The organism is Roseovarius sp. (genome assembly GCF_965277045.1).
Classification (GTDB): Bacteria; Pseudomonadota; Alphaproteobacteria; order Rhodobacterales; family Rhodobacteraceae; genus Roseovarius.
Genome location: NZ_OZ255712.1, coordinates 3,776,849 through 3,796,831, shown reverse-complemented (window position 1 = coordinate 3,796,831; position 19,983 = coordinate 3,776,849). Strand labels below are relative to the sequence as shown.

The 19,983-nt window shown below is 65.1% G+C and carries 27 protein-coding genes; 17 read left to right on the top strand and 10 right to left on the bottom strand.

The annotated features are described in order from the left end of the window. The first annotated feature begins 114 nt into the window (after positions 1-114). Positions 115-384 carry a 30S ribosomal protein S15 gene (rpsO, locus tag ACQY4V_RS18950; protein WP_152490929.1) on the top strand — a complete coding sequence of 90 codons (270 nt, stop codon included), beginning with the start codon at positions 115-117 and terminating at the stop codon, positions 382-384. A gap of 141 nt (positions 385-525) precedes the next feature. Here the strand turns inward: rpsO and ACQY4V_RS18945 are convergent, their stop codons facing one another. The 7 genes from ACQY4V_RS18945 to ACQY4V_RS18915 all read right to left on the bottom strand — a co-directional run bounded on the left by ACQY4V_RS18945 (position 526) and on the right by ACQY4V_RS18915 (position 5,497). Beyond that, positions 526-1,086 carry a F0F1 ATP synthase subunit B gene (locus ACQY4V_RS18945; RefSeq protein WP_428514389.1) on the bottom strand — a complete coding sequence of 187 codons (561 nt, stop codon included), beginning with the start codon at positions 1,084-1,086 and terminating at the stop codon, positions 526-528. 5 nt (positions 1,087-1,091) lie between these two features. Then, on the bottom strand, positions 1,092-1,643 hold the full coding sequence (locus tag ACQY4V_RS18940) for a F0F1 ATP synthase subunit B' (protein WP_428514387.1): 552 nt from the start codon (positions 1,641-1,643) through the stop codon (positions 1,092-1,094). A 210-nt stretch (positions 1,644-1,853) separates the two neighbouring features. Next, the gene (locus ACQY4V_RS18935) at positions 1,854-2,090 is read right to left on the bottom strand and encodes a F0F1 ATP synthase subunit C (RefSeq protein ID WP_057790696.1); all 237 of its coding nucleotides are present in this window, start codon (positions 2,088-2,090) and stop codon (positions 1,854-1,856) included. A 94-nt stretch (positions 2,091-2,184) separates the two neighbouring features. Beyond that, positions 2,185-2,964: a F0F1 ATP synthase subunit A gene (locus ACQY4V_RS18930; RefSeq protein WP_152490926.1), complete on the bottom strand. Its 780-nt coding sequence runs from the start codon at positions 2,962-2,964 to the stop codon at positions 2,185-2,187. Beyond that, a complete protein-coding gene (locus tag ACQY4V_RS18925) occupies positions 2,954-3,316 on the bottom strand; it encodes an AtpZ/AtpI family protein (RefSeq protein WP_428514384.1) in 363 nt (120 codons plus the stop codon). Before ACQY4V_RS18925 ends, ACQY4V_RS18930 begins: the two co-directional genes overlap by 11 nt. 311 nt (positions 3,317-3,627) lie before the next feature. Then, the gene (locus ACQY4V_RS18920; protein WP_428514382.1) at positions 3,628-4,164 is read right to left on the bottom strand and encodes a prolyl-tRNA synthetase associated domain-containing protein; all 537 of its coding nucleotides are present in this window, start codon (positions 4,162-4,164) and stop codon (positions 3,628-3,630) included. 31 nt (positions 4,165-4,195) lie between these two features. Then, on the bottom strand, positions 4,196-5,497 hold the full coding sequence (locus ACQY4V_RS18915; protein ID WP_428514380.1) for a hypothetical protein: 1,302 nt from the start codon (positions 5,495-5,497) through the stop codon (positions 4,196-4,198). A gap of 330 nt (positions 5,498-5,827) precedes the next feature. Here ACQY4V_RS18915 and ffh point away from each other — a divergent pair, with 330 nt between their 5' ends. The 15 genes from ffh (at position 5,828) to ACQY4V_RS18840 (ending at position 16,226) form a co-directional block, all read left to right on the top strand. Next, a complete protein-coding gene (gene ffh, locus ACQY4V_RS18910) occupies positions 5,828-7,330 on the top strand; it encodes a signal recognition particle protein (RefSeq protein ID WP_428514378.1) in 1,503 nt (500 codons plus the stop codon). Positions 7,331-7,429: 99 nt separating this feature from the next. Then, positions 7,430-7,999, top strand: coding sequence for a GNAT family N-acetyltransferase (locus ACQY4V_RS18905; protein WP_428514376.1), 570 nt, complete (start codon positions 7,430-7,432; stop codon positions 7,997-7,999). Beyond that, the gene (locus ACQY4V_RS18900; RefSeq protein ID WP_428514374.1) at positions 7,996-8,523 is read left to right on the top strand and encodes a GNAT family N-acetyltransferase; all 528 of its coding nucleotides are present in this window, start codon (positions 7,996-7,998) and stop codon (positions 8,521-8,523) included. The genes ACQY4V_RS18905 and ACQY4V_RS18900 overlap by 4 nt, the downstream gene beginning before the upstream one ends. Further along, positions 8,520-9,110 carry a GNAT family N-acetyltransferase gene (locus tag ACQY4V_RS18895; RefSeq protein WP_428514372.1) on the top strand — a complete coding sequence of 197 codons (591 nt, stop codon included), beginning with the start codon at positions 8,520-8,522 and terminating at the stop codon, positions 9,108-9,110. The genes ACQY4V_RS18900 and ACQY4V_RS18895 overlap by 4 nt, the downstream gene beginning before the upstream one ends. A 1-nt stretch (position 9,111) precedes the next feature. Then, positions 9,112-9,714, top strand: a complete 603-nt coding sequence (locus tag ACQY4V_RS18890) for a GNAT family N-acetyltransferase (RefSeq protein ID WP_428514370.1) — start codon at positions 9,112-9,114, stop codon at positions 9,712-9,714. Next, positions 9,707-10,003 (top strand): chorismate mutase, encoded by a 297-nt coding sequence (locus ACQY4V_RS18885; protein ID WP_428514368.1) that lies wholly within the window; start codon positions 9,707-9,709, stop codon positions 10,001-10,003. Before ACQY4V_RS18890 ends, ACQY4V_RS18885 begins: the two co-directional genes overlap by 8 nt. Before the next feature lie 105 nt (positions 10,004-10,108). Then, the gene (gene rpsP / locus ACQY4V_RS18880) at positions 10,109-10,540 is read left to right on the top strand and encodes a 30S ribosomal protein S16 (protein ID WP_428514366.1); all 432 of its coding nucleotides are present in this window, start codon (positions 10,109-10,111) and stop codon (positions 10,538-10,540) included. A gap of 91 nt (positions 10,541-10,631) precedes the next feature. After that, complete coding sequence (locus ACQY4V_RS18875; RefSeq protein ID WP_428514364.1) at positions 10,632-10,781, top strand: hypothetical protein; 150 nt, start codon at positions 10,632-10,634, stop codon at positions 10,779-10,781. Continuing rightward, entirely contained in the window at positions 10,778-11,284 is a 507-nt protein-coding gene (gene rimM / locus ACQY4V_RS18870; RefSeq protein ID WP_428514362.1) for a ribosome maturation factor RimM, read from the top strand. The genes ACQY4V_RS18875 and rimM overlap by 4 nt, the downstream gene beginning before the upstream one ends. 2 nt (positions 11,285-11,286) lie before the next feature. After that, positions 11,287-12,102, top strand: coding sequence for a hypothetical protein (locus ACQY4V_RS18865; RefSeq protein ID WP_428514360.1), 816 nt, complete (start codon positions 11,287-11,289; stop codon positions 12,100-12,102). Between the two features lie 31 nt (positions 12,103-12,133). Further along, positions 12,134-12,934 (top strand): tRNA (guanosine(37)-N1)-methyltransferase TrmD, encoded by an 801-nt coding sequence (gene trmD, locus ACQY4V_RS18860; protein WP_428514358.1) that lies wholly within the window; start codon positions 12,134-12,136, stop codon positions 12,932-12,934. Between the two features lie 54 nt (positions 12,935-12,988). Continuing rightward, complete coding sequence (locus ACQY4V_RS18855; RefSeq protein WP_428514356.1) at positions 12,989-14,146, top strand: HPP family protein; 1,158 nt, start codon at positions 12,989-12,991, stop codon at positions 14,144-14,146. A gap of 454 nt (positions 14,147-14,600) precedes the next feature. Next, a complete protein-coding gene (gene rplS / locus ACQY4V_RS18850; protein ID WP_057790669.1) occupies positions 14,601-14,984 on the top strand; it encodes a 50S ribosomal protein L19 in 384 nt (127 codons plus the stop codon). A gap of 12 nt (positions 14,985-14,996) precedes the next feature. After that, complete coding sequence (gene rpmE, locus ACQY4V_RS18845) at positions 14,997-15,218, top strand: 50S ribosomal protein L31 (RefSeq protein ID WP_152490913.1); 222 nt, start codon at positions 14,997-14,999, stop codon at positions 15,216-15,218. A gap of 198 nt (positions 15,219-15,416) precedes the next feature. Next, positions 15,417-16,226 carry a division plane positioning ATPase MipZ gene (locus ACQY4V_RS18840; RefSeq protein WP_222451473.1) on the top strand — a complete coding sequence of 270 codons (810 nt, stop codon included), beginning with the start codon at positions 15,417-15,419 and terminating at the stop codon, positions 16,224-16,226. Between the two features lie 73 nt (positions 16,227-16,299). Here the strand turns inward: ACQY4V_RS18840 and ACQY4V_RS18835 are convergent, their stop codons facing one another. Next, positions 16,300-16,902, bottom strand: coding sequence for a 5-formyltetrahydrofolate cyclo-ligase (locus ACQY4V_RS18835; protein ID WP_428514353.1), 603 nt, complete (start codon positions 16,900-16,902; stop codon positions 16,300-16,302). Continuing rightward, positions 16,899-17,756, bottom strand: a complete 858-nt coding sequence (locus ACQY4V_RS18830) for a DMT family transporter (RefSeq protein ID WP_428514351.1) — start codon at positions 17,754-17,756, stop codon at positions 16,899-16,901. The genes ACQY4V_RS18835 and ACQY4V_RS18830 overlap by 4 nt, the downstream gene beginning before the upstream one ends. Before the next feature lie 339 nt (positions 17,757-18,095). On the opposite strand from ACQY4V_RS18830, the gene ACQY4V_RS18825 reads away from it, so the two are divergent. Next, positions 18,096-18,563 carry a GNAT family N-acetyltransferase gene (locus tag ACQY4V_RS18825; protein ID WP_428514349.1) on the top strand — a complete coding sequence of 156 codons (468 nt, stop codon included), beginning with the start codon at positions 18,096-18,098 and terminating at the stop codon, positions 18,561-18,563. A gap of 198 nt (positions 18,564-18,761) precedes the next feature. On the opposite strand, the gene ACQY4V_RS18820 is transcribed toward ACQY4V_RS18825, so the two are convergent. Further along, a complete protein-coding gene (locus ACQY4V_RS18820) occupies positions 18,762-19,982 on the bottom strand; it encodes a phenylacetate--CoA ligase family protein (RefSeq protein WP_428514347.1) in 1,221 nt (406 codons plus the stop codon). Position 19,983: the final 1 nt, after the last annotated feature.

The following is a 19,983-nucleotide window of genomic DNA, read 5'->3' as shown; positions in this document are numbered from 1 at the left end:
CGAGAATCTCCTATACGCCCGCATCTGCCGCTGAAATCGGCAGGTATCTCCACAGGACCTTGCTGGACGACATCCCGGCTCGTGCCCTTCACCCTTCAACCAAAGGAGACCCCGATGTCGATCACTGTCGAAGAAAAAGCCAAGGTGCTGAAAGAATTCGCAACCAAAGAGGGTGACACCGGCTCGCCCGAAGTTCAGGTCGCAATTCTCACCTCGCGCATTTCCACCCTGACCGAGCACTTCAAGACCCACAAAAAGGACAACCACGGTCGCCGTGGCCTTCTGAAAATGGTCGCCCAGCGCCGCAAGCTGCTGGACTACCTCAAGGGCAAGGACGAAGGCCGGTACCAGGATCTGATCAAGCGTCTCGGCATCCGCCGCTGATCGCACCGATCAACAGAATTTGACAAGAATGCCCGCTCCACCGAGCGGGCATTTTCTTTTGCGCACCATCGCCGGGCACCAAACGAAAAAGGCCCGGGTCGTTTCCGAGCCCGGGCCAATCTCTACATCCTGTTCCTCAGGTCAGTGCAGCTTGGCGTCGACCTGTGCGATCGACTCGTCGATCAGCTTGCTGTTGTCGTCCTCGGTCATCGCCTTGGCGACCACTTCCTTGGCGGCGGCCACGGCTACGACAATGGCCTGGTCGCGCACGTCCTTCACCGCGCTGGCCTCGGCCGAGGCGATCTGTTCCTCGGCCGCCTTGATCCGGCGCTTGATGGACTGTTCAAGGTCCTTCTTGGCCTGCTCGGCGGCTTCGGCAGCTTCGGTCTTGGCATGTGCCACGATCCGGTCGGCCTGGTCCTGCACTTCCTTCTGCTTGCGCTCATAGCTGGCCAGCAGGGTTTGAGCTTCCTCGCGCAGGGCGCGCGCCTCGTCCAGCTCCGACTTGATGCCGTCGGCCCGCTTGTCCAGCATCTCACCGATCTTGCCGGGCACCTTCAGGTAGACCAGCAGCGCGATGAACAGGATGAAGGCCAGCATTACCACGAAGTTGGTGTTGCCCAGCGAAAAGAACGGCCCGGTGGCGGCCAGCGCGGGGCTGGCGGCGACCATGGCGGTCAGGGTTGCGATCAACTGTTTCATTGCGCTCACCCTTTCAGCCGCGAATTGACGGCGCTCGTGACGGTCCGCGCATCGGCCTTGAAGCCCATCGCGGCGACCAGTTCCTTGGCGGTGTCCTTGGCCACCTCTTTCACGCTTTCCATGGCATTCGCCCGGATTTCCGCGATGGCCTTTTCGCCCTCTGCGGTCTTGGCCGCGATCTCGGCATCGGCCTTCTGCGTGGCCTCTTCCAGCTCGGCGTTGATCTCCGCCTTCGCCTCGGCAATGATCTCCTGCGCTTGCGCGCGGGCATCGGCCAGGGCCTTGTTATAGGCGTCCTCGGCGTCCGAGGCTTTCTCTTTCAGGTCTTCCGCCGCGGCCAGATCGTTGGTGATCGTGCCCTGACGCTCGGCCAGCACCGCCGCGATGCGCGGCAGCGCGATCCGCGACAGGATGAAAAAGATCACGATCAGCGCGATGACCAGCCAGAAGATCTGGTTGCCCATCCAGTCCGGGCAAAGCTGGGGAAGGCCGATCGCCCCACCGCCTGCATCGACGCAAGCGCTGGCAGCACCTTCTCCTAGGGTATCGGTCGCCATCTGCGTTCTCCTTGTTGCGCCTGCCCACGTTGTATCATGTTTTCCGGATCATGTCCGTCAACCGGGGCCGCGCAAGGCTCAATGTTCGTGTCGTATCGCCATGCCCGGGTTTCGGGCCGGGCGCGGCGCCATCCGGATCTTCCTCACAGGACGCCGGGGGACAGGCACAACGCCCCTCGCCCCGACCCGTAAGGACGAAACCCGTCTGGCTTAGACGGCGAACATCAGCAGAAGCGCGACGAGGAACGAGAAGATCCCCAGTGCTTCCGCGAACGCGATACCGATGAACATGGTCGCGGTCTGGCCACCGGCGGCCGAGGGGTTGCGCAGGGCACCGGCCAGGTAGTTGCCGACCACGTTGCCCACACCGACGGCCGCGCCGCCCATGCCGACAGACGCCAGGCCCGCGCCGATGAATTGACCCATTTGTGCGATATCGCCTTCCATGTCTTTTCTCCTTACGATGGAATTCAGTGATCTGTTGTTCGTTGCTGGCGCCGGAAACCGACGCCGTAGGGTGGGTGACAACCCACGCTATCTCCTAATGATGCGGGTGCAGCGCGTCCTTGAGGTACACGCAGGTCAGAATGGTAAACACGTAGGCCTGGATGAACGACACCAGCACCTCCAGCCCGTAGACCGCGGTGATCGCCAGGATCGACAGCGGCGTCACCACCAGCCCCACCCCGGTCGAGATCAGCACCAGCGGCGCGAAGGCGGCGAACACCTTCATCACGGCGTGGCCTGCCATCATGTTCCCGGCAAGACGGATCGAGTGGCTGACCGGGCGCACGAAGTACGAGATCACCTCGATCAGCGCCAGGATCGGCCGCAGTACCAGCGGCGCCGAGCTGATCCAGAAAAGGCTCAGAAAGCTCGCGCCGTTCTTGACGAAGCCCAGCACGGTCACGCCGATGAACACCATCATCGCCATCACGGCGGTCACGCCGATATGGCTGGTCGAGGTGAACGAGCCGGGGATAAGCCCGAGGAAGTTGGCGAACACGATGAACATGAACAGCGTCATGATATAGGGGAAATACGGCAGCGCGTCCTTGCCCGCCACGTCCTCGACCATCTTGCGGATGAAGCCGTAAGCCAGTTCGGCCACTGACTGCAGGCGGCCCGGAATGACCGACCGCGCGGACGTGCCTAGCACCATCAGCGCGAACACCGCCAAGCATGTCAGCGCCATCCACAGCGTCACGTTGGTGATCGTGAACAGGCCCACCGGGCCATCGCCGGCCAGCGGCTTGATGATGAACTGATCCATCGGGTGGAAAACCAGCCCTTCGCTTTCGCCATGCGCTTCAGTGGCCATCTGTCATCCTCTTGTCGTCACCCTCGCGGGCTCGCTCTGCGTCCAGCGTTTCCGCCGCGTTCTTCAGCTGGATCTCGTTGGCGCTGCGCATCATCGTCTTGATGCCCGCCGCAAGGCCCAGCAATGTAAACAGCACGAGGAAGATCGGGATCGTCCCGAACAGGTAATCCAACCCGTACCCCATGCCAAAGCCGATCCCCAGACCGGCCACAAGCTCGATCACCATTCGCCAGGCCAGCTGTGCCTGAGAATAGTGGTTCTCCATGTGGGGCTTCGGCGCGTCCACGCCCTTCAGCGCGTTGATCCTGTCTTCAAGCCGCTTCAGCCGCTCGCGTCGGTCAGGATCGTCCACGTTTGCCCCTCCGGAACCGTTGCGCTGTTGCTATGCCGCGCCCGCGCCCGAGTCAAGCGCGCGGGCACCCCCATCAACCCATTGATAAATCTATGGTTTACCAAGCTGCGCCGCTCCGCCGCAGCGCCTCTCGGGCCCCGCAAACCGGATTCCGCATATTCAACCAGGCGGTTGAGATTGCCCGCGCGCGCCCCGGTTCATGGTTCCGCAAACACGCGACATCCCGGCATAGCCGCGCGCATCCCGGGTCCGGCGGTGTCCCTACACCCCGGCTTTTTCTTGCCAAAATACTCGAATTCCCACGTCGGCCCTTAGGGTTCAAGCCACGAAATATCCGCGCCCCACCCCGCCAGAAGCGACTCGAGATCCCCGGGCCGGATCGCCACAGTCCGGTCATTGACTAGCGGATGCGCGTGGACGAAATCCGCGGCCTTCACCGCGGCGTCCATCCACAGCTGCACGCCGGCCCCTGCCCCGTTGATCATCGCCAAAGGGCTTACCGCGCCGGGCCGCACGCCCAGGAACTCCATCAACCGATCCGCCGAGCCAAAGGACAGACCCGCCGCGCCCATCTGCGCGCCCAGCGCCTTCAGGTCCACCTCCCGATCCTGCTCCAGCACCACAAGATGGTTCTGCTTCTTGCGGTCCCGAAGATAGAAATTCTTGATGTCGATCCGCCCCGGTCCGGCCGGCACGGCCCCGCCCTGCACCGTCTTGGCGTCCTCGACCGTGCGCAGCGGGATATGCTCGTAAAGCTCGAATTCTACGCCCGCCGCGCGCATCCGCGCCAGCAGATCGTCGGACCTCACCGGCAAACTGTCCTGAAAGGCGGACGTGGCATCGACCATGTTGAAAGGCTCCTAGGGCTGGCGTGGACGGCTATTCCGCCGGGTCGTCCTTCTCGAAGAATGACTTCAGCCTGTCAATGGCCCCCGGCTTGTCACCCTCGGCCGTGTCACCCTCCTCCTCTGCCGTCTCGTCCTCGCGCACGATCCCGCCTTTCATCACGCCGGCCAGCACCGTGTCCCAAAAGAGGTCGATGTCGCCTTCGCGCAACCGCGCCATCTCCTCGGCGCCCAGCTGCAACTGGTACCGGAACTCCGCATTGCCGCCCTGCGCCGCCACCAGCTTGCCCAGGCCCCCGGCCAGCATCCGCTCGGTCCGCGCCGCGCCTTCCGGCACGCTCACACGCATATCCTGCGCCGCCAGCCGCCAGTCCATGTCGACGAAATCCTCCGACAGGCTCCAGCGGTCCTCGACCATCACCGTCGCCCGGCCCTCGTCGATCCATGTCAGCGGCGCGCGCGGCACCAGCCGCTTCAGCTGCGCCGCGTCCACATCCTCGAAGGCCCACCGCGTCTCGCGCCCCTGCTCGGTGATCTCGCGCGTCTCCACCAACAGCGGCTGCCCGGCCACCTCGGCCTTCAGGTTCGACCGGAACAACAGGTCAAAGAGCGCCAGCCCGCTGCGAAATGGCGCCACCTCCCCGGTCTCGATCGCCAGGCTGTAAGGCTCGGTTCCGCGCGGCCGAATTTCCACGTCGATACCCTCGACCGCCAGCCGGTCCGCCTTGAACGCCCGGCGCGGCTTGGGCAGACCACGCTCCTCGCTTGACGCCTCTTCCCTTGGAAGCGGCGGAATCACATACCCTTTCACCCCCTCCACCTGCCCCAGCTCCAGCTTGGGCGTGTCGCTCAGCAGGCTCCACAGGTCCACATCCGACTCCGCCCGCGCCACGGCCAGATCAAAGGCCAGCCCGGTCTCGTGCGCCCGCGACATTTTCAGCCCCTCCAGCACCACGTGCCCACCCAGAAGCGAGCCACTGGCCCCGGCATAGCTCACGCTCATGCCCGCCTTCTCGCTCGCGGTCTCGATCACCGTTCGCAGGATCGGCTGGAAAAACACGTAGGTCGCCACAACACCCAGCACGCCCAGCACCGCGCTGCCACCGGCCACCCAATGCACCACCTTGCGAGGGATCAGCGGCTTGCGCGGCGGCGACGACTTGCCCCTGGCCGAGGCACGCCGCGCCCGCCGGGCCTGGACCCATTCCGCGAAAACCCCGCCGAACAGCAGGAAAACCCCCTCGATCACCGCCCCCACGATGGCGCCCATAATGGCGATCACCGGCGCCATGCACGCCAGGATGATCTCCGCAAAGATAAGAACCAGCGCTTCCATCGCGAAATCCCCTTAAGCAATGCGCGCACTCTAGCCTCGCGCGCCTAACCCTGCCAACGCCTTAGGCTTCGGTTCAGTCGCCTTGGCCCGCGCGGTGGCGTTCCTGCATCAGCGCCAGCATCCTCACGGAAACACACCACCATATTGACTCGGCCCCCGCAAAGGCCTATCAGCCGCCCAACATCACGGAAGACAGCGCTCTTCCGGTCCCTTGGGCGCAGCCCGGGATCGCCCCCCACCAGCGAGTTTCGCCCGTGGGGGCGTTTATCGTTTGAACCGTCATCCCTATGTTGGGACGGCATGACAGAAACCGGCGAAGGAGGCCGAGGCATGTTTGAAAATCTTTCCGAACGTCTCTCCGGCGTCTTCGACCGGCTGACCAAACAGGGCGCGCTGAGCGAAGAAGACGTCAAGACCGCTCTGCGCGAGGTCCGCGTGGCACTGCTGGAGGCCGACGTCTCGCTCCCCGTTGCCCGCGATTTCGTCAAACGCGTGCAGGATCAGGCCACCGGCCAGGCCGTCACCCGCTCGGTCACGCCCGGCCAGCAGGTCGTCAAGATCGTGCACGACGCGCTTGTCGACACGCTCCAGGGCGAAGGTGACCCCGGCGCGCTGAAGATCGACAACCCGCCCGCGCCGATCCTGATGGTCGGCCTGCAAGGGTCCGGTAAAACCACCACCACCGCCAAGCTCGCCAAGCGCCTCAAGGACCGCGACGGCAAGCGCGTGCTCATGGCCTCGCTCGACGTCAACCGGCCCGCCGCCATGGAACAGCTCGAAATCCTCGGGCGTCAAATCGGCGTCGACACGCTCCCCATCGTCAAGGGCGAAGACCCCGTCACCATCGCGAAACGCGCCAAGACCCAGGCCGGTCTGGGCGGCTATGACGTCTACATGCTCGACACCGCCGGCCGGCTGCATATCGACCAGGAACTGATCGCCCAGGCGGCAGCCGTCCGCGACGTCGCCAACCCGCGCGAAACGCTTCTGGTGGTCGACGGCCTCACCGGGCAAGACGCCGTCAACGTCGCCACCGAATTCGACGACAAGATCGGCGTCTCCGGCGTGGTCCTCACCCGGATGGACGGCGACGGCCGCGGCGGCGCGGCCTTGTCGATGCGCGCCGTCACGGGCAAGCCGATCCGCTTCGTCGGCCTGGGCGAAAAGATGGACGCCATCGAGACCTTCGAGCCCGAGCGCATCGCGGGCCGCATCCTCGGCATGGGCGACATCGTCAGCCTCGTGGAAAAGGCGCAACAGACCATCGAGGCCGAACAGGCCGAAAAGATGATGCGCCGCTTCCAGAAAGGTCAGTTCAACATGAACGACCTCAAGATGCAGCTCGAACAGATGCAAAAGATGGGCGGCATGGAAGGCGTGATGGGCATGATGCCCGGCATGGGCAAGATGGCCAAGCAGATGGAAGGCGCGGGCATCGACGACAAAGTCATCGCCCACCAGATCGCGCTGGTCAATTCCATGACCAAGAAGGAACGCGCCAATCCCAAGCTCCTCCAGGCCAGCCGCAAGAAACGCATCGCGCAAGGCGCGGGGCTGGAAGTGTCCGAGCTCAACAAGCTTCTGAAGATGCAGCGCCAGATGGGCGACATGATGAAGAAGATGGGCAAGGGCGGGATGCTGAAACAGGCCATGAAAGGCATGTTTGGCAAGGGCCAGCCCTCGCCCGAGGACATGGCCCAGGGCATGGACCCCAAGGCGCTCGAAAAAGCCGCCAAGCAGATGGGCAAGGGGATGCCCGGCGGCGGCTTTCCCGGCATGGGCGGCGGCGGCGGTCTGCCCCCCGGTCTTTCCGGCTTTGGGAAAAAGAAATAACGCCATGTCTTTCGCTCGGCTCACATACGCGGTCCGTCCTCTGCCCGCCTTGGCGCGCGGCAGCGCCGCCCGGCTGTGCGCTTCGTCGGAAGGTGCCGCATGACCCTGCGCCTCGACATCCCCCGGATCGAAACCGACCGCCTCGTCCTGCGCGGCCCCGAAGCCAGCGATTTCGAACCGCTGGCCGGCTTCCTGCTGGACCGCGAACGCTCCTGGGGGTTCGGCACGGAAAAGAACATGTCCCGCGCCTGGCGCTGGTTCGCCATGTCCATCGGCCACTGGGCCCTGCACGGCTTCGGCTATTTCACCATGGAATGGAAGGACACCGGCCAGCCCTGCGGCATCACCGGAATCTGGGCGCCCGAAGGCTGGCCCGAGCCGGAACTCGGCTGGGTCGTCTATGACGGCTTCGAGGGCCGCGGCATCGCCTATGAGGGCGCCGAACGCGCCCGCCGCTGGGCCTACCAGGACCTGGGCCTGACCACGCTCACCTCCAACATCGTGCCCGGCAACACGCGTTCCATTGCGCTGGCCGAACGCCTCGGCGCGCGGTACGAGAAAACCTACAACAATGTCGAGATGGGCGAGGACTACCTCTATCGCCACCCCGGCCCGTCCGAACTGGGTCTCGACTGCGACGCCGACGGCTCCCCCGAGGCCTACGCATGACGATCACCGTCGACATTCCCGTCATCGAGACCGAGGACCTGATCCTGCGCGGCTATGACGAGGCCGATTTCGAGGCCTTCGCCGCCTTCGGCACGTCCGATCGCGCGGCTTTTGTCGGCGGCCCGCACAGCCGCTGGGACAGCTGGCGCGCCTTCATGGCCGGTATCGGCCACTGGGCCCTGCGCGGCTACGGCATGTGGATGATCGAACATCGCGCCACGGGCAGTGTCGCCGGCCGCGTCGGCATGATCCTCAACGACGGCTGGGACGAGCCCGAGCTAGGCTGGCACATCTACGACGGGTTCGAAGGCAAGGGATACGCCTACCAGGCCGCTCTCGCTGCCCGCGCGCACGCCGCCCGGCATTTCGGTCTCGACGGCGTCATCTCCTATATCGACGCCACCAACACCCGCTCGCTTCGTCTCGCAGACCGCCTCGGCGCGAAGCACGAGCGTGACGGCACCGTCATCAGCACCCCTTGCCAGGTCTGGCGCCACCCCCGGATCGGGGAGGCCGCAGCATGACGCACACCATGCCGCAGCCCTGCGAAAAGCCGTCCACCCCCGAAGCAATGGCACAAGCCGCCGCGCTTGGCGCGGCCTTGCCGGTGCTGACCACCGAACGACTGACCCTGCGCGCCCCTACCCTGTCGGATTTCGAGGCCTACGCCGCCATCGCCTGCGGTCCGCGCGGGGTGGGCCTGGGCGGCCCCATGACCCGCAGCGACGCGTGGTACGACTACGCCTCGATGGTGGGCAACTGGCTCCTGCGGGGGCACGGCCTGTGGTCGGTCCAGGAAACCGCATCCGGCGCGCATCTGGGTTTCGTCGTCATCGGGTTCGAACCGGGCGATCCGCATCACGAACTGGGCTACATGTTCAACGAGGGTGCCCAGGGCAAGGGCTATGCCGTCGAGGCTGCCCGCGCCGCACGCGACTACGCGCAGTCCACGCTGAACGTGCCCGTGCTTGACAGCTATATCTTCGCCGACAACCACCCTTCCATCGCCCTGGCGAAACGGCTTGGCGCGGAATATGTCGGCGACATCTCCTACCCGGAAGATGACGAACCGTCCTGCATCTACCGCCACCCTTGCCCGGCGGAGGCCTGACATGGGACACCGCGACATCCCCGTGCTGGAGACCGGCCGCCTCGTCCTGCGCGGCCCCGAGGCCACGGATTACCCCGACTTCAAGGCGACCTTCGCCTCGTACCGCTCGCGCTTCATGGGCGGCCCGCTCAACCCCTACGAGGCGTGGATGCTCTACGCCGCCGAGATCGGCCATTGGGAAATCCGCGGCTACGGCATGTGGATGATCCACCTGCGCGACACCGGCGAGACCGTGGGCATGGCCGGCGGCTGGTTCCCCGCCAAGTGGCCGGAACGCGAAATCGCCTGGATCATCTGGCCCGAAAAGGCCGGCAAGGGCTATGCGCTCGAGGCCACGCACAAGGTGCGCGACCATTTTTATGCGCAAGGCTGGGACGGCGCGGTCAGCTATATCGACCCCAAGAACCTCGATTCCATCCGCCTGGCCGAACGCCTTGGCTGCACCAAGGACCACGAGGCGCCCAGCATCGACGGCTCCGACGCGGTCTACCGCCACCCGTCGCCCGCCACCCTGAAATCCGGCCAGATCCGCGACGGGATCGAGCTGGAAATCGGCCACTACCGCGACCCGCTCTTCAAACCGAAGGGGATGCCCATTGACTGACGCAACCAACCGCGCCGCTGCGCTCCTCAAAGAGCACCGCGAAAGCATCGACCGCCTCGATGCCATCCTCGTCTACACCTTGGGCGAGCGGTTCAAGCACACCCAGGCCGTGGGTGCGCTCAAGGCCGAACACGACCTTCCCCCGTCCGATCCCGCCCGCGAGGCGCAACAGATCGCACGGCTCGAAGACCTGGCGCACCGCGCCGACCTCGACCCGGAATTCGCCAAGAAATTCCTTAACTTCATCATCGCTGAAGTCATTCAGCACCACAAGCAACACCAGACCTGACGCGGGATCCTCCCGCCAGACCAACCCCGGCGGACAGAACCCGCCAAACCAACCGTAGGGTGGGGTTTCACCCCACCACACCAACGCCATAAAAGGAGAACACCAATGGCCATGAAAATCCGCCTTGCCCGTGGTGGCAGCAAGAAACGCCCCCATTACTCGATCGTCGCCGCCGACAGCCGCATGCCGCGCGACGGCCGCTTCATCGAGAAGCTGGGCACCTACAACCCGCTCCTGCCCAAGGACAGCGAAGACCGCGTCAAGATGAACATGGAGCGCGTGCAGCACTGGCTGGACCACGGCGCACAGCCCTCCGACCGCGTCTCGCGCTTCCTCGAAGCCGCCGGCGTGCTGGAAAAGAAAGAGCGCGCCAACATGAAGAAGGCCGAGCCGGGCCAGAAAGCCAAGGACCGCGCCGAGGAGAAAGCCGCCAAGGCCGCCGAAGCGGCCGAAGCCGCCAAAGCCCCCGCCGAGGAAGCCCCGGCCGAAGAGGCGCCTGCTGAAGAGGCCGCCGCGGAAGAAACCAGCGAAAGCTGATCCGCCCACCGCTTTCGGCGCTATGATCTCCGTGCCGCCCCCGCGCTCAGCCGGGGCGGCACGCACCGCTTTCGCTTTCGGGACATCCCAAATGTTCGGCCACATACGCCTTGTCGTTCTCAGTGCCCTGACCTTCGTCGCAGGCGTCTTCTTCGAACGTCACAACGTCTCCGAGGCCTGCACGGCGCAGGGTGGCCTCGCAACCGACGGGCTGTGCCTGGTCAGCGAGGCACGCCAATGACCGACCTTGTCTGCATAGGCGCCGTCGCCGGTGCGTTCGGCGTCCGGGGCGAGTTGCGGCTGAAATCCTTCACCGCCACGCCCGAGGATATCGCCACCTACGGCCCCGTCACCTCCGAGGACGGCATACAAAGCTACACGATCACCCTCACCGGCCAGGCCACAAAGGGCGCGCTCATCGCGCGGCTGTCCGGCGTCGCCACCAAGGAACAGGCCGACGCCCTGCGCGGCCTGCGTCTCTTCGTCGAGCGTGACCGCCTGCCCGCCCTGCCCGACGATGAATACTACCACGCCGACCTCATCGGGCTGGACGTATACGACACCGGCGGCACCCTCCTGGGCCGGGTGAAGTCGGTCCAGAACCACGGCGCATCGGACATCCTCGAAATCCACGGGCCGGGGCTCAAATCCACCGTCCTTCTGCCCTTCACGCTCGAGGCCGTGCCCACCGTCGACCTCGCCTCGGGACGCATCATCGCCGACCCGCCCGAAGGCCTGTTCTGACCATGCCGCGCATCCTGTTGCATCCGGGGTTTCACAAGACCGGCACCTCCTCCCTGCAACGCGGCGCCGCGGACCTGCAACGCACCCTGCGCCCGCGTCTGCGGCTGATCTTCACCCAGGACCTCATCGACGCCACCCGCATGGCCAAACGCTTTTCGGCCTATGGCGACCATGCCGATCTGAACCACTTCGCCGACACGTTCACCGCCGCCATCCGGCGCATCGACGCGAGCGACCCGCGCGCCCTGATGATCACCTCCGAGGATCTTTGCGGCTATATCCCCGGCAACCACGGCGTCACGACCTACGCCGCGGCGGCCCCGCTGATGAACGTCGCCACCGCCGTTCTGGCGGCGCATTTCGGCTCCGACGCACCGCTCGGCGTGCTGTTCACAACCCGCGCGCCCCGCGACTGGCAGCGCAGCGTCTGGTGGCAGAACTTGCGCGCCCTGCGCCTGACCGAGGATTTCGAGACCTACCGCGCCCACCTCTCCGGTGCCGCCGACCTCGCCACGATCGTCGACAGCGTCGACGCGCGCATCCGCCACCGCGCCACCGTTCTCGACGCCCCCATCGAAGAGACCGGCGCCGACCCTCTCGGTCCCCTGGGCCTTGCCCTCGATCATCTCGAGGTGCCCCGCAACGGGCTCCCGCCCCTGCCCGCCCACAACGTGCAGCCCGATGGCGCCGCCGAGGAACTCCTGGCGCTCAACCGGTCCGCCCTGTCCGACACAGACCTGGCCGAGGCCAAGCGCGCCGTGCTCAAACGCTACCGCGCCGCCGGCGCCACGCGCCAGACCCGCGCCACGCCCGCTTGACGCGGCCCGGGTTTGCGCCGCACATAGCCCCATGTCCGACAAAGCCTCGAAATCCCACGGTCGCAAGTCGATCACCGCATCGCTGAAACCGCGCAGCCTGATGGACGGCCCCGAACGCCTCGCCCGCGCGTGGTCGGCGCAGGTCATCACCCTCTTGCCCGACGCGTTTCCCGGCATCCTGGGCCACAGCCTGACGGGCAAGGCGCTGAAGGACGGTCTTTGGCAACTCGAAACGATCGACCTGCGTGGTTTCGGCGAGGGCAAGCACCGCAACGTCGACGACACCCCCGCCGGTGGCGGTGCCGGCATGGTGCTGCGGGCCGACGTGATGGGCCGCGCCCTCGACCACGCCCTGCCGCGTGCGCCCAAAGGCGCGCCGCTGATCTACCTCAGCCCGCGCGGTACGCCCTTTACCCAATCCATGGCGCGCCACTGGGCCACCCGCCCCGGCGTGACGATGATCTGCGGCCGCTTCGAAGGCCTCGACCAGCGCGTCATCGACCACTACGACATCCAGGAGGTCTCGCTGGGCGATTTCGTCCTCACCGGCGGTGACCTCGCGGCGCAGGCCATGATCGACGCCACCGTGCGCCTGCTGCCCGGCGTCTTGGGCAACGAGGCCTCTGCGCAAGAGGAAAGCTTCTCCGACGGCCTGCTGGAACATCCCCAATACACCCGCCCCGCCGAATGGCAGGGCCGCAAGATCCCCGACGTGCTGATGTCCGGCCACCACGGCGAAATCGCCAAGTGGCGCAGGGCCATGGCGGAAAAGTTGACGCGCGAACAGCGGCCGGATCTTTGGGCGGCCTTCGAAAAACTCAAAGGCGGCTAAGCAAATTTTCAAAGCCGGGTTACTTGCACTCTGAAACAGCACGCCGACGGTTAATTGAAAGGTATCACTTTGCTTCACCTTGGTTCATTTGGTCCTGCCGTCGCCAAAAGCTCGCCTTTGGAAGCCCTGCGTGCGGGGCTCGGAGCATTTATCGGACTTGCGTTGGCCGGGGCATTCGTTCTCGCACCGACGATCGACCTGAAACTTGGCCTGTATCTGGTGGCACCGTTTGGCGCAAGTTCAGTTCTTCTTTTTGCCGTCCCCAACAGCCCCCTGGCGCAGCCCTGGTCGGCGATCGTCGGCAACGTGGTCGCCGCCGTGGTCGGCGTCGCGGTTTGCCTGGCAGTACAAGATCCGGTCCTGCGTATCGCTTTGGCTGTGGGGCTGGCGATTTCTGCGACTATCATGTGCCGTGCTTTGCATCCACCGGCTGGCGCCGTTGCAATGACTGCGGCCATGAACCCTGACGCAGTGCAGGAACTGGGATTTTATTTCGCACTCATGCCGATTGGAACAGGCACGGTCGTTCTCGTGGTGGTCGCCATAGCCTACGGCCGCTTGACCGGGCGACATTACCCATTCCGGCAGTTCGATGATCCAAACAGTCATGGCACTAAAGATCCGGAACCAACGGAGCGCCTTGGATTGTCCGAAGCAGAGCTGATCGACATTCTCGAACGCTACAAACAGTCGTTCAATCTGGGTGTCGAGGATCTGGCACGACTGCTTGGGGCTGCCGAAATGCAGGTGGCGGCCAACAGGTCGGGGTCGACGACCGCAGCTGATATCATGTCGCGCAATCTGATCACCATAGAGACTGACACGCCTTTGACCGAGATCGCGGATTTGTTCAGGCATCACCGGTTCACTGCATTGCCCGTCGTGGACGACACAGACCGGTTTCTTGGTGTTATCTTTCAAATCCATCTGATCGACCGGGCTCGCGAGGATGGCCTGCGCCTGAACCGAGGCTTCGGCAAGGCCATGAAGCGGCTGCTTGACCGCCAACGGGAAGTCCCTGTGCAAGCCGCGGACATCATGAACGTTGGCGGTCCGCGCGCAACGGCAGACACACCCTTGTCCGCCCTGCTTCCCCAGATGGCTGACGGGGCCGTCGACGCCGTCCCGGTTCTGGAGGGTGGCACTCTTATCGGGATTGTCACGCGCACCGACCTCATCAGCGCCCTGGCGCGGAAAAGTCTCAATACGTGATTCCGCGCTCCTGCATCGCCGCACGCGTCAGATAATCGCTTCGGAAAAACAATCGCACAAAGCGCACGCGCCGTCCGTCGGATATAACGCCCGTGATATCGCCCGAAGCAAGGGCATGGGACAGGCCGACGGCGGTGCCGGCTGAGGCTGGATGCCATCAGACGTGGTGCCTGAAACGAACTGAACGACAGCGCTTCAAGTGACTTGATCGACAGTTCATTTACTCCTATACACCGCCCGTCCGGGACTCTTTTGAGTCGCCCGGACCTGTTTGTTTGGCACACAGGGATGCTTTCTTCAGCTCCCACCCGCCCGGCACGCAGCATCGAGACAAAAGACATGACGACCTGACCTCCGGCGGGCACTTCCCAGTGGACCCGATAGAAGACCAGGAGCTCTCAAGGCCGCGCATCACCTTTGCGGGACAACCGCAAGCAACATAGGAGTGGATCAGATGGACCTGATCGCTGAAATCGAGGCGGAACAAATCGCCGAACTGGGGAAAACCATCCCCGACTTCAAGGCCGGCGACACCGTGCGCGTCGGCTTCAAGGTGACCGAAGGCACCCGCAGCCGTGTGCAGATGTTCGAAGGCGTCTGCATCAGCCGCAAGAACGGCGAAGGCATCGCCGGCTCGTTCACCGTACGCAAGATTTCCTTCGGTGAAGGCGTGGAACGGGTGTTCCCGCTTTACTCGACCAACATCGACAGCATCGAAGTCGTGCGCCGTGGCCGCGTCCGCCGCGCCAAGCTGTATTACCTGCGCCAGCGCCGCGGCAAGTCGGCCCGGATCGCAGAGGTTTCCAACTACAAGCCCAAGTCGGGCGCAAACGCGTAAGGAGCGGATAGCATGAAAAAAGATCTGCACCCCGATTACCACTTCATCGACGTGAAGATGACCGACGGCACCATCGTCCAGATGCGCTCGACCTGGGGCAGCGAAGGCGACACCCTGTCGCTCGACGTCGACCCCTCCGTGCACCCCGCCTGGACCGGCGGCGGCACCCGCCTGATGGACTCCGGCGGCCGCGTGTCGAAGTTCAAGAACAAGTACGCCGGCCTCGGCTTCTAAGCCAGCCGCGTCAGCACCATCGAAACGCCGCTCCGCCTCGGGGCGGCGTTTTTCGTTTTCGCCCCGCATGGCGCAAATGCAATATTTCCACGAGATCGTGTCGAACCGGCTTCAACCAGGCCGTCATACACCATAAAGTAGCGTCCAAACCTGCAAGGCAATTCGCCGGGTCAAAAGCGGGGCAAAAGGGCAAGGGGCATGGCACATATCATCGTCGTCGGAAACGAAAAGGGCGGGGCGGGCAAATCCACCGTCTCGATGCATGTCGCGACCGCGCTCGCCCGGATGGGCCACAACGTCAGCGCGCTCGACCTCGACCTGCGGCAAAAGACATTCGGCCGCTACGCCCACAACCGGACGGCCTACCTGGCCAAGGAAGGGCTCGACCTGCCCGGCCCGCACTACCACGATCTGCCCGAGGTCGATCCCGACAAGCTGAAGCCCGGCGAGAACGTCTATGACCGCCGTCTGTCTGCGGCGGTGGCCGAACTGGAACCCGACAGCGACTTCATCGTGATCGACTGCCCCGGCTCGCACACGCGGCTCAGCCAGGTGGCCCATTCGCTGGCCGATACATTGGTCACGCCCCTCAATGACAGCTTCGTCGATTTCGACCTGCTCGCCCATGTCGACACCGACGGGCTCAAGATCCTGGGGCCGTCCGTCTATTCCGAAATGGTCTGGAACGCGCGGCAGCTGCGGGCGCAGGCCGGGCTGAAACCGATCGACTGGATCGTGGTGCGCAACCGCCTCGGCGCACAGCAGATGGTGAACAAGGAAAAGATGGGCGCGGCGCTGGAAAACCTCGCCAAGCGCATCGGCTTCCGCACCGCGCCGGGCTTCAACGAACGGGTCATCTTCCGAGAGCTCTTTCCGCGCGGCCTCACCCTGCTGGACCTCAAGGATATCGGCGTCAAAGGCCTCAACATCTCCAACGTCGCCGCGCGCCAGGAACTGCGCGACCTCGTCAAGGCCCTGCACCTGCCGGGCGTGACGGTGGATTTCTGAAGGCAAGGGGCCGCACGCGGCGGATTTTGAGTATTTTCGGCAAGAAAAAGCAGCAGGGCGGCGCGTAAAGGGGTCACGCCACGCGGCGCACATGCGACCCGTCCCCCAGGATCACGTCATCCATCGGTACGTCCCAGTGCTGCGGAAAGATCGTCTGCACCGGGCAGAAATCATGCCCCACGCCGATCACGCGCGGGCGCGGCGTGAGCGCCGCAAGCGTCATGTCGTAATAGCCGCCCCCGTTGCCAAGCCGGTAACACGCGTCATCGACCCCCAGCAGCGGCGCGATGACGAGATCGGGCACGACTTCCGCCGCGTCTGCCGGGACCGGAATGTTCCACAGGCCGCGCGTCATCCTCGCGCCCGGCTCCCACGCGCGAAACACCAGGGGCCGGCCTTTCGCCACCACCACCGGCAAGGCCAGGCGGCAGCCGGCCTCGCGCAGTCGGGTCAGCCACGGACGCAGGTCCAATTCTCCGCGGATCGGCCAGTACGCAGCCACGGTCCTGCCGCGCATGTCCTCCAGCACCCGGTCCAGCGCGGCCGCCACCGCGCCCGCCTGCATGCTCTGCTCCTGCACCGTCAGTTCGCGCCGCAACGCGTAAAGCCGGTCACGGTCGCGCTTGCGAAACGCAGTCAGCCCCGCGACAGGCGTCGCTTCCGCCCCGCCGCTCATCGCCGCCGCCTGAGTGCCACCATGTTCGACACCACGAGCGCCCCGATCACCACCGCACCGCCGACGATGGCCCAGCGCCCCGGGTCCTCGCCCACCACGGCCCAGACCAGCAGCGGCGCCAGCACCGATTCCAGCAGGATCAGCAAAGACACCTCCGCCGAGCTGATATAGCGCGGCCCCAGTGTCAGAAAGCACGTGGCGACCGCGATGAACGCCCCGTGCAGCGCGAACAAGTGCCACTGCGCCGCCACCGGCACCATCGGCGACACGAAGGGCAGCACCACCAGCCCGGCCCCGATATAGGCCACCGGGATGGCCGGGATCATCGAGACGTCCTTCAACTGCCGCACCGCCGTCAGCGCACCGGCGTAAGAGGCGCAGACGATCACCGCCCAGATGTCGCCCTTCCAGCTGGCGATCTCGTTCTCGCCCGAGCCATAGGCGATGATCGCCAGCCCCGCAAAGACGCCCAGCATTGTCAGCACCATGCGCCGGCTGATCCCCTCGCCCAGGAACACCTTGCCGAAAATGGCGGCGAACACCGGCATCGAGGCAAAGATGAACACAACGTTCGCCACGCTGGTCTGCGTCACCGCCAGCACGAAACCCGGCGCGGTCGAGCCCATCAGCACGATATAGATGACACCCGGCCAGCCGGTACTGAGCGCCGCACGGGTCGATCCGCGCGGCATGAAGGCCAGCACGCCCACCAGGATGAACACCCCGGCGGTAATCCCACGCCAGAAGGCCACGACCAGCGGCTCGGCCTCGATCAGCCGCACGAAAAGGGAGTCGGGCACCACGAACAACACGCCCAGCGTGGTCAGCAGCAGCCCCTTGAGATGCGCATTCATAAGGAATAACTGCCCGGAATTTGATCAGAATGTAAAGACCGACGGCGCTCATTTCGCACCGACAGATGGCATGGCGAATAAGCGGTTCGGAAGGCCCGGCTCGCGGACCTTTCCAGACCGTCGCAAGCCCGGACTCGACACCGAACCTGCCGTCCCTCCGTTTCTGACCGAACGAAACAAGACCGGGCAGAGCCGGATTTCTCTCCGGAGAGCCCGACGCGCATCCAGGTGCCAGGCTTTGCCAGTATGGTTGACGCGGGCGGGCCTTGTATGTCAGGCGCACGGTTTCAATGACACTCTCCGGCGCGTTGGCGCCGCGACCAGCCGAAGGAAGGACCAATGACACTCACCCTGCGCCGCAACCACGACCGCGATCTGGCCCCGTTGGCAAAGATGCTGCCGGACGCGGAAATTCCCTTGCTCAACCCCAGTGCAAAGGTGCCCTTCGACGAGATGGAATGGCATCGCAACTGGCTGGGCGAGTCTTCGGATGTCTCCTTCTACCTTCTTGATGCGGAAGGGCACGAGGTCGGTTTCTTCGCCCTGCGCGAAGGTGTCGGCCCGGAAGTGCGGCACCTGACCTATGTCTACCTCTGCGAAGAGATGCGCGGCGGCGCGGGCGCGGAAATGGCCAAGATCGTCGAGCAGGCGGCAGAGGATCTCGGTGCGCTGGTCCTGACCCTGAAGGTAGAGACCGATAACGCGCCGGCCTTCAACACCTATCTCTCGGCCGGATACGAAGAACTGTCGCGTCGCCACGGCATGGCCACCATGCGGCTCGATCTGGAAGCGCGAATCGCCGCATAGGCGGTGCGCTCGGAACAGGTCGCCTGAAGGCCCGGCACGGCACGGGGTCGCGGATCAACCTTCCGAGCAGGCCTGTCCCGGTCGATACCGGACACGTGCAAAAGCGTCTCGCCCGCGTGGCTCCGGGGGCGTGGTCGCCTTGGGCTTCGCCTCGGCGTTGAACGCGCGCGCCCCGGAAACGCCCGGCGGCACACACCCTCACTCGTAGCTGCGCAGGTCCTCGATCACCTTGCCATCGTTGGGCAGGCTTCCCTTGGCCACCACCTCGATCCGGCCCTTCAGCTTCAGCACATCCGTAACCGTCGCCGCATAGGCCTCGGGCGCGCCGCCCTCGGCCTCGATCTGCACGGTCATCACGTCCATCTCGCCCTCGCGGCTGGCCACCACCCTTGCCCGCGCGATCTCGGCGTGCTTGGCCACCAATGCAGCCACCTGCTCGGGGCGCACGAACATGCCCTTGATCTTGGTGGTCTGGTCGGCGCGCCCCATCCAGCCCTTGATGCGCATGTTGGTCCGCCCGCAGGGGCTTTCCCCTTCCATCACAGCGCTCAGGTCGCCAGTGGCAAAACGGATCAGAGGATAATCCGGGTTCAGCGTCGTCACCACCACCTCGCCCACCTCGCCGGGCGCCACCGGCGTGCCGGTGCCGGGCGTCACGATCTCCACGATCACGCCTTCGTCGACGATCATCCCCTCCTGTGCCGGGCTTTCATACGCGATGTTGCCCAGATCGGCGGTGGCATAGCATTGCAGGCATTGAATGCCCCGGTCCGCATACTCCTGCCGCAGCGACGGAAACAGCGCCCCACCTCCCACGGCGGCCTTGGTGATGCTCAGACGCAGCCCCATCTCGTCCGCCTTGTCCAGGATCACCTTCAGGTAATCGGGTGTCCCGGCATAAGCCGTGGTCCCGATGTCATGCGCCGCCTGCACCTGAAGCTCGGTCTGCCCCGTCCCGGCGGGCAGCACCGTGGCCCCCACGGCCCGCGCGCCGTTCTCGAACATCATGCCGGCGGGCGTCAGGTGATAGCCGAAACAGTTCTGCACGATATCGCCCGCGCCCACCCCGCACGCATGCAGGAACCGCCCCATCCGCCACCAGTCGCCCCCGGCCCCGCCCGGCTCATAGATCGGCCCGGGGCTCTGGAACACATGCGCAAAGCCCGAGACCGGCCCCGCCGTCAGCCCGCCAAAAGGCGGCACGGCCTTCTGCGCCTGTCCCAGGTCCGCCTTGCGCAGCACCGGCAACCCGGCCAGGTCGGCCACGCTCTTGATATCCCCCGGAGCGACACCCGCCAGCGTGTCGCCGTAACCCGGCAAGCCTTGCGCCCGTTCGATCTGCGCGCCCAAGGCACGCGCCAGCGCCGATGCCCGGTCCCCGGGGTCCCGTGTTTCAAGATCGTCGAAATACTGGCTCATC